This window comes from Holdemanella sp., assembly GCF_056804935.1.
In genome coordinates this window covers 16,115-24,569 of sequence record NZ_DBMEXE010000003.1, presented here as the reverse complement: position 1 = coordinate 24,569, position 8,455 = coordinate 16,115, and the positions used below count along the sequence as shown (strand labels likewise).

Here is an 8,455-nt window from a genome sequence, read left to right as displayed (position 1 = left end):
TTATCTTTTTTAATAGCGTCGTTCGCATCACGACGTACGTTACGAATCGCAATCTTAGCTTCTTCACTATATTTTTGTGCATCTTTAGCTAATTCTTTACGACGATCTTCAGTTAATTGAGGAACTTGAATACGAATGACATCTGCTTCTGCTTGAGGATTCAATCCTAAGTTAGCAGCTTGAATTGCGTGTGCAATATCTTTAATGATTGAACGATCATAAGGTTTAATAACAAGTTGTGTACCTTCAACAACAGAAATCTGAGCCATCTGGTTGATTGGTGTCATTGCACCATAATATTCAACTTGTACACGTTCTAACATTTGTCCACTGGCACGTCCAGTACGGATTTGACGAAGGTTTGATTCTAAATTATCAATAACACCCATCATTTTTTCTTCTGCATTTAATAAAATATCACTCATTTTAATTCTCCTTATTTCTTTTTAGTGATTGTTGTACCGTTAACTTCACGGCGAACTGCTTTGACAATATTACCAGGTTCATTCATATTGAAAACAACTAAATCAATATCATTATCCATGCACATACTAATAGCTGTTGAGTCCATGACTTGTAAGCCTTCGTTTAATACGTCCATATAATTTAGTGTATCGTATTTCTTAGCATTTGGATTTTTCTTTGGATCTGAATCATAAACTCCATCAACACCATTTTTAGCCATCAAGATAACATCTGCATTAATTTCAGATGCACGTAATGCTGCAGTTGTATCTGTTGAGAAGTATGGAGAACCTGTACCAGCTCCAAAAATAACGATTCTTCCTTTTTCCAAGTGACGTAAAGCACGTCTTAAGATGAATGGTTCTGCAACCTTTTGCATTTCAACAGCTGTCTGCACTCGAGTTTGAACGCCTTCTTGTTCTAATGCATTTTGAACAGCTAAAGCGTTGATTACAGTACCTAACATACCCATATAATCGGCTTGAGCACGGTTCATTCCCATTTCAGCCATCATCTTACCACGAATGAAGTTGCCACCACCGACAACAATTGCTAATTCTACCCCTAATTTTTGTACTTCTTTTAACTCTTTTGCCAATCTTTTTAAGATTTCTGGATCAAAAGCAGCTTCAGGGCTAGACAAAGCTTCGCCACTTAATTTTAATAAAACACGTTTATACATAATATTGCTCCTTATTGAATTGTCACAACAATTATACACTATATTACGCTATTTAAAAAGAAAAACCCTTGGAATTTCCAAGGGTTTTAAAGTAAAAGATAAATTACTTAGCCATTTGAGCAGCAACTTCTTCAGCAAAGTTTTCTTCGCGTTTTTCGATACCTTCACCAGTTTGGAAACGTACGAAAGTTACTACTTCAGCCTTGTTGTCTTTCAAGAATTGAGAAACCTTAGTTTTAGGTTCTAAGAAATATTCTTGATCTAATAAGCATTGGTCTTTAAAGTGTTTATCAACTTTTCCTTTTAAGATTCCTTCCAATACTTTTTCTGGCTTTTTAGCCATGTTAGGATCAGCCTTCATCATTTGTAATTGAAGTTCACGCTCGTGTTCAACTTCTTCACCTGGTACTTCAGCTTGAGATACATATTTTGGAGCCATACTAGCAACTTGCATTGCTAAGTTTTTAGCTACAGTAGCATCTTGAGTTCCTTTAACAACTACAACAGCAGAAATTGATCCACCCATGTGCATGTATGAACCAAAGATTTCATCATCTGCTTTTTCAACAACAGCAACACGACGGAAAGAAATTTTTTCTCCGATAGTAGCAGTAGCATTGATGATTAAATCATTGATAGTTCCTTCAGCAGTTTGAACATTTAAAGCTTCTTCAGTTGTAGCAGGTTTGTTTGCAAGAATTGCTTCTTGTAAAGTATCCATTAAACCTAAGAATTGTTCGTTCTTACTTACGAAGTCTGTTTCTGAGTTAACTTCGAATAATACAGCAGTGTTTCCACTAACAGCAACACGAGTTAAACCTTCAGCAGCGATACGTCCTTCTTTTTTAGCAGATTTTGCGATTCCTTTTTCACGTAACCAGTCAACAGCTTTTGCAATGTCACCTTCACATTCAGTTAAGGCTTTTTTGCAATCCATCATACCAGCACCTGTTTTTTCACGTAATTCTTTTACTTGAGCAGCAGTGATAGCCATTTTAGCATCCTCCTATATTTTTTTATTATTCAGCAGCTTTTGCTTCTTCAGCTTTTGCAGCTGGTTTTGCGTCATCATTTTTCTTATTGAAAGGACGACGGTTTTTACGTTCGAAGTTACGTTTTCTACGTTCTTCATTTCTTTGACGACGACGACGTTCGTTTTCAGCGATTTGTGCTTCAACATTTTTGATTACGTCTTCCATAGTTACATCATCTTCAGTTTCATCTAAGTAAGCCATTTCTAATAGACCACCCTTAGCATCAACGATAGCGTCTGCTAAGATTGTTGTAACTAATTTGATTGAGCGAACTGCATCATCATTAGAAGCGATTGCAAAATCAGCATCTTCTGGATCACAGTTTGTATCTAACATAGCGAATACAGGGATTCCTAATTTTTTAGCTTCAGCGATTGCATTGTGTTCTTCTTTTGGATCAATAACAACTAATGCATCTGGAAGTTTCTTCATTTCTTTGATTCCACCTAAAGAACCTTCCAATTTAGCTTTTTCTTTACGTAAGTTAGCTTGTTCTTTCTTAGTGTAAACTTCGATTTTTCCGCTAGCTTCCATTTCTTCGATTTCTACTAAACGTTTAATACGTTTTTGGATTGTACGGAAGTTTGTTAATAAACCACCTAACCAACGTTTGTTAACGTAGAAAGATCCTGAACGTAAAGCTTGTTCTTCAACAACTTCTGCAGCTTGTTTCTTTGTTCCTACGAACAATACTTTTCCTCCACGTTCGCTAATTGCTTTTAATTCATTGTAAGCAGCTTCGATTTGTGCTTGAGTTTGGTTTAAATCTACGATATAAACCCCGTTGCGACTTGTGTAGATGAATGGTTTCATCTTTGGGTTCCAACGGCGAGTCTGGTGACCAAAGTGAACACCGTTCTCTAACATTTTCTTCATTGATACGATTGACATAATAGTCCTACCTTTCCGTTTCTCCTCCATCATTTCAGACGCATGCAACACTGATGTGCACGGGCACACGAATCCATGATGTGTGTTATAAGCGCAATCACGCGCTTTTACATTATAGCAATAACCTTTTTAACTTGCAAGATGTTATTTTTCAAAAGGATGCGCTTTTTTATAAGCCTTCACTAACTGTGCTGTAGTCACATGCGTATAAATTTGTGTTGTTGATAAAGATGAATGTCCTAGTAACTCTTGAACAACACGAATATCTGCTCCATTATCTAATAAATGTGTCGCAAAACTATGTCTCAACATATGTGGATGCAATTTCATATGCATTCCAATGGCTTTGGCATGTTTATCCATTAAATACTGAATACCACGAGAAGTTAATTGTTTACCTCTTAAATTCACAAATACATGATCATCCACTGCATATTTTGACCAAAAACTATTTTTATAATCCAACAATTCTTTTTCAAAGCCTTGATAAAAAGGTACAATACGATCTTTATCCCCTTTACCTCGAATATGCACGATTCGATTGTTGAAATCAATTTGATTCCATTCCAAAGAAACACATTCACTAACACGTAATCCACATGCATACATCATCGTAAATAATATGCGATCACGATATTGATCTTCTTTGTTATCTTCATAAGAATTTAAAAATTCCTGAATTTCTTCTACAAATAAAAAATCTGGAATTTGTTTTGACTTCTTTGGTGTCTGTATCCCTAATAAAGGGTTTTCATTGATACCCATATACTCTGCCAAATACGCATAGAAAGAACGATATACACTCATTTTACGTGCAATCGAACTGGATTTTAAATGATCCAATGTAGCTAAAAAATTCATAAAAGTCAATCTATCACACGATTCAAAAGAATCAATAGATTGACTTAATAAATATTCTTTATATTGGTTCAAATCATTTTTATACGATTCGATAGTTTTATCTGATTGCGTATTCTTTCGATATATATATTTTAGAAAACGATCAATCAACTCATCCATTGACTTGTTCCTGAATTTCTTGAATACGAGAAAGTGCCTGAGCAGCAAATTTTTCTTTACGCTCATGTTTCTTACATTTTTCGTTTAAATGCATAATGCCAAAGTTTGCATTCATTGGCTGGAAATGTTTTGGATCACAATGCGTAATATAGTATGCTTGTGAACCCATCACACAAGTATTTCCAAAACAAATTGGTTCTTTACCTTGCATATACAACGACATATTGATTCCGGCAATCAATCCGGATGCACAAGATTCAACATAGCCTTCAACTCCCGTTAATTGTCCGGCAAAGAATAAATCATCACGTTTCTTTGATTGATATGTTTCTTTTAAAACAATTGGACTTGATAAATAAGAATTTCGATGCATAACACCATAACGAGTAATTTTCAAATTTTCTAATCCAGGAATCAAAGAGAAAACTCTTCTTTGTTCAGGCCAAGTTAAATGTGTCTGGAAACCAACAATATTGTACATACTTGCAGCTACATTATCTTGGCGTAACTGAACTACGGCAACTGGATGTGAATCCTTGTCTTTTTCCAATCCCACCGGCTTTAATGGCCCAAACAACATAGTCTTCTTTCCACGACGTGCCATTTCCTCAATGGGCATACAACCTTCAAAATATGTTTCTTTTTCAAAATCGTGCAAATTCACACATTCTGCATGAATCAATGCATCATAGAATGTTTCAAATTCATCCGCATTCATCGGACAGTTGATATAACTTGCTTCACCTTTGTCATAGCGAGACTTATAGTAGGCTTTACTAAAATCAATCGAATCCTTTTCAATAATAGGTGCTGCTGCATCATAGAAATGGAAAGTATCTTCAGAAGTGAAATCATGTATAGCCTTCGCTAGAGAATCACTTGTCAAAGGTCCTGTTGCGATAATGCATGGTCCTTGGGGTAAAGCTGTCATTTCTTCATTGACAACTTCAACCAATGGATGATTTTTGATTGTATCAGTAATATATTGTGAAAAAGTCTCGCGATCAACTGCCAACGCACTTCCAGCTGGTACAGCATGCATATCTGCTGATTTCATAATCAATGAATCCATTTGGCGTAATTCCTCTTTTAAAATACCTACCGCATTATTCATCGCATTGGATCGAAGTGAATTCGAACATACAAGTTCCGCAAATCGATCTGTATGAAAGGCTGGACTTTCCTTTTTAGGGCGCATTTCAATTAATCGCACTGGAATATTTCTTTTTACGAGCTGCCACGTTGCCTCACATCCGGCAAGTCCTGCTCCTACAACCGTAACTTGTTCCATTATTTATCTTCCTCTGTTTTCTTAGGTTCTTTTTTTATATAGTGGCATTTTGGATAATTTGAACAACCAATGAAAGTTGTCCCAAAACGTGATTTTCTTCTGACAAGCTCATGTCCACACTCCGGACACATTTCACCTGTTGGCTCAGGTTTCGCCTTCTTTTTCAAAGATTCGATAGTTTTGCATTCCGGATAATTTGAACATGCCCAGAACTGGCCATAACGACCTCTTTTAATCACCATCTTAGCTCCGCAGTTTGGACAGATTTTTTCTTCTTTTGCCTCTTCTGGAAGTTCTTCTTCATCATTTTCAGTGTAGCGACATGTTGGAAAGTTAATACAAGAAATAAACTTACCAAAACGACCATTACGATAAACAAGCTCTCCACCACATTCAGGGCAAGTACGTCCTACACGTTCTAATTCCTTCTTTGGCATTTTTTCATAGGCATCTTCTACAAGAGGAGCAAATTTATCATAAAATTTGTGCATGTAAGATACAGAGTCCTCGTTTCCTTCGGCAATTTCATCCAAAGTTTTTTCCATATCTGCCGTATATTCTACGTTAATGACACTTGAGAAATACTGTTGTAGTTTTTCATTTGTCAAAATCCCCTGCTCACTAGGAATAAATACCTTCGTCTTTGAAGTTTCACTTGCCTTTTCTAATGAGGCATAGCCACGTTTTTGTAAAGTATCAATAATTGTCGCATATGTACTTGGACGACCAATTGACTTTTCTTCAAGATCTTTAATCAGGCGTGCTTCTGTATAACGTGCTGGTGGTTCTGTAAAGTGCTGCTTTGAAGTTGGAGTTACATTTTTTAAAGCTTCATTTTCTTCCAACTTAGGAAGTAAAGCATCGCTTTGTTTTTCATATTTAGAATATACTTTGTAGTAACCATCAAAAGTCATAGTTTGTCCGCTTGCACTAAATTCTAAATCGTTGTTTGTGATTTTAACACTCGTCACATCGTATACAGCATCTTTCATTAAAGATGCCAAAGTACGCGCATAAATCAGTGAATATAAACGATATTGATCATTCGTTAAATGGTCTTTGATGGATTCGGGTGTATGATTAATGTTTGTTGGTCGAATGGCTTCATGTGCGTCCTGCGTATTTTTACCATTCTTTTGATGTACATGTCCAACATATTCTTTACCATATGTATTTGTGATGAATTCCTTGGCATCTGAAACGAAAATATCAGATAAACGTGTTGAGTCCGAACGCATATACGTAATCAAACCTTCCATATTTCCACCTAAATCAATACCTTCATACATTTTTTGAGCTACACTCATTGTTTTCTTTGCACCAAATCCTAATTTTGTACTGGCTTCCTGCTGCATAGTCGATGTTGTGAATGGAAGTTTAGGTTGTTTCTTTTTCTGCTTTTTAGAAATCGATGAAACAATATATTCTCCATTACATCTTTCTAACAATGCTTTAGCTTCTTCTTCATTTTTGATTTTAGGCTTTTTACCTTCAACCTTCACTAAATCTGCTTCAAATGCTTTATTCTGCTTTTTACATTGTGCATGAATCGTCCAATACTCTTCTTGTTTAAACGCCTTGATTTCATTTTCACGATCAACAATCAATTTCAACGCCACAGATTGCACACGTCCTGCAGATTTAGACTGGATTTTATTCTGCAGCAATTTGCTGAGTTTAAACCCAATAATTCGATCTAACATACGACGTGTTTCTTGTGATTTCACGAGGTCCATATCAATTTTTCTTGGTTCTTTCATAGCTTCAAGAATTGCAGGCTTCGTGATTTCATGGAAAACAATACGATTATTGTCTTCTGTATTTAAATCTAATACACGCGCTAAATGCCATGCGATTGCTTCCCCTTCACGGTCCGGGTCACTGGCAAGATAGATATCTTGTGCTTTAGAAGCGTACTCTTTTAATTCTTTCACTACTTCTTTTTTCTCTTTGCTAATTTTATATTTAGGTTCGAAATCATGATCTACATCAATTCCTAAACCTTCTTTTCCGCTTGTCGCCAAATCACATACATGGCCTTTGCTGGAAACAACTCTGTATTCTTTTCCTAAATATTTTTCAATCGTCTTCGATTTGGAAGGCGACTCCACAATAACTAAATGTTTTTTCATTTGTTTCCCCCATATTCACGCTATATAAAACATTAAAAATTTCAATTTGTCAATCCTCAGATATCATCAATGTCTTTTATATCCACCAAAATATTGGCTCCATTACTAATCAAGTAGTTACATCCTTGATACTTTTCATCTTGAAAAGCTGTAGGCACACAATAAATAGGAACACTCAATTCGAGACATTCATTCACAGTAATCATTGTTCCACTTTTATAGGTTGCCTCAATCACAACTAAGTTGCTACTTAAAGCGGCAATCAAGCGATTACGCCATGGAAAGTGATAAGCCAAAGGCTTCACATGCATGGGATATTCACTAATGATCAATCCGCTTTTTTTCATCCTTTCAAATAAAAACGTGTTTTCCTTTGGATAAATCACATTGATCCCACAACCAAGCACACCAATTGTTTTTGATGCATTCAAATGGGCCCTGGCATCAATACCTTTGGCAAGCCCAGATACAATGACATACTTGGATTGGAGCCTTTGTACGATTGTATCCGTATTTTGCAGTGCCTGCACTGAACAGTTTCTAGCTCCTACTATACCTACACCTTTTTCTTTCAACAAACAAACATTACCCTGATAAAAAATAATCCATGGCGGATATCTTAAATGTTTAAAGGCTTCGGGATACATCTCATCAACAATTGTAAGATAAGGATATGGATATGCAATGATGGAATAGTTTTCATGTGCCTTTATCGCATTGCCAATTTTATTCCAATCTCCATCATATTGGATGGCATACCATAAAATAGCTTCTCTTTTTATTCTCATATACTCATATACGAAAAAAAAGAGACTTTTAACTAAGAAAATTAAAAAGTCTCTCTATATTATATATATGTCTCTAGCTATTTTTATATTCTCATATTTTGATTAAATTTTCTACAAATTCTCTATTTATTTTATTTTTTAAAGAAATTTAT

8 protein-coding genes are annotated in these 8,455 nt (G+C 35.6%); all 8 read right to left on the bottom strand.

Annotation, left to right across the window (positions count from 1 at the left end):
- A partial coding sequence (gene frr / locus ACZQCL_RS00480; RefSeq protein ID WP_482481474.1) for a ribosome recycling factor occupies window positions 1-425 on the bottom strand: 425 nt, incomplete at its 3' end.
- Window positions 426-436: 11 nt separating this feature from the next.
- Window positions 437-1,147 carry a UMP kinase gene (gene pyrH, locus ACZQCL_RS00475; protein WP_003865905.1) on the bottom strand — a complete coding sequence of 237 codons (711 nt, stop codon included), beginning with the start codon at window positions 1,145-1,147 and terminating at the stop codon, window positions 437-439.
- Between the two features lie 103 nt (window positions 1,148-1,250).
- Entirely contained in the window at window positions 1,251-2,141 is an 891-nt protein-coding gene (tsf, locus tag ACZQCL_RS00470) for a translation elongation factor Ts (protein ID WP_117571580.1), read from the bottom strand.
- 25 nt (window positions 2,142-2,166) lie between these two features.
- The gene (gene rpsB / locus ACZQCL_RS00465) at window positions 2,167-3,072 is read right to left on the bottom strand and encodes a 30S ribosomal protein S2 (protein ID WP_117995700.1); all 906 of its coding nucleotides are present in this window, start codon (window positions 3,070-3,072) and stop codon (window positions 2,167-2,169) included.
- Between the two features lie 144 nt (window positions 3,073-3,216).
- Complete coding sequence (gene xerA, locus ACZQCL_RS00460) at window positions 3,217-4,092, bottom strand: site-specific tyrosine recombinase/integron integrase (RefSeq protein ID WP_227994031.1); 876 nt, start codon at window positions 4,090-4,092, stop codon at window positions 3,217-3,219.
- A complete protein-coding gene (gene trmFO / locus ACZQCL_RS00455; protein ID WP_118116161.1) occupies window positions 4,085-5,383 on the bottom strand; it encodes a methylenetetrahydrofolate--tRNA-(uracil(54)-C(5))-methyltransferase (FADH(2)-oxidizing) TrmFO in 1,299 nt (432 codons plus the stop codon). Before trmFO ends, xerA begins: the two co-directional genes overlap by 8 nt.
- Window positions 5,383-7,515, bottom strand: a complete 2,133-nt coding sequence (gene topA / locus ACZQCL_RS00450) for a type I DNA topoisomerase (RefSeq protein ID WP_482481470.1) — start codon at window positions 7,513-7,515, stop codon at window positions 5,383-5,385. The genes trmFO and topA overlap by 1 nt, the downstream gene beginning before the upstream one ends.
- Before the next feature lie 56 nt (window positions 7,516-7,571).
- Window positions 7,572-8,303 carry a DNA-processing protein DprA gene (dprA, locus tag ACZQCL_RS00445; protein WP_337532801.1) on the bottom strand — a complete coding sequence of 244 codons (732 nt, stop codon included), beginning with the start codon at window positions 8,301-8,303 and terminating at the stop codon, window positions 7,572-7,574.
- Between the last annotated feature and the right edge of the window lie 152 nt (window positions 8,304-8,455).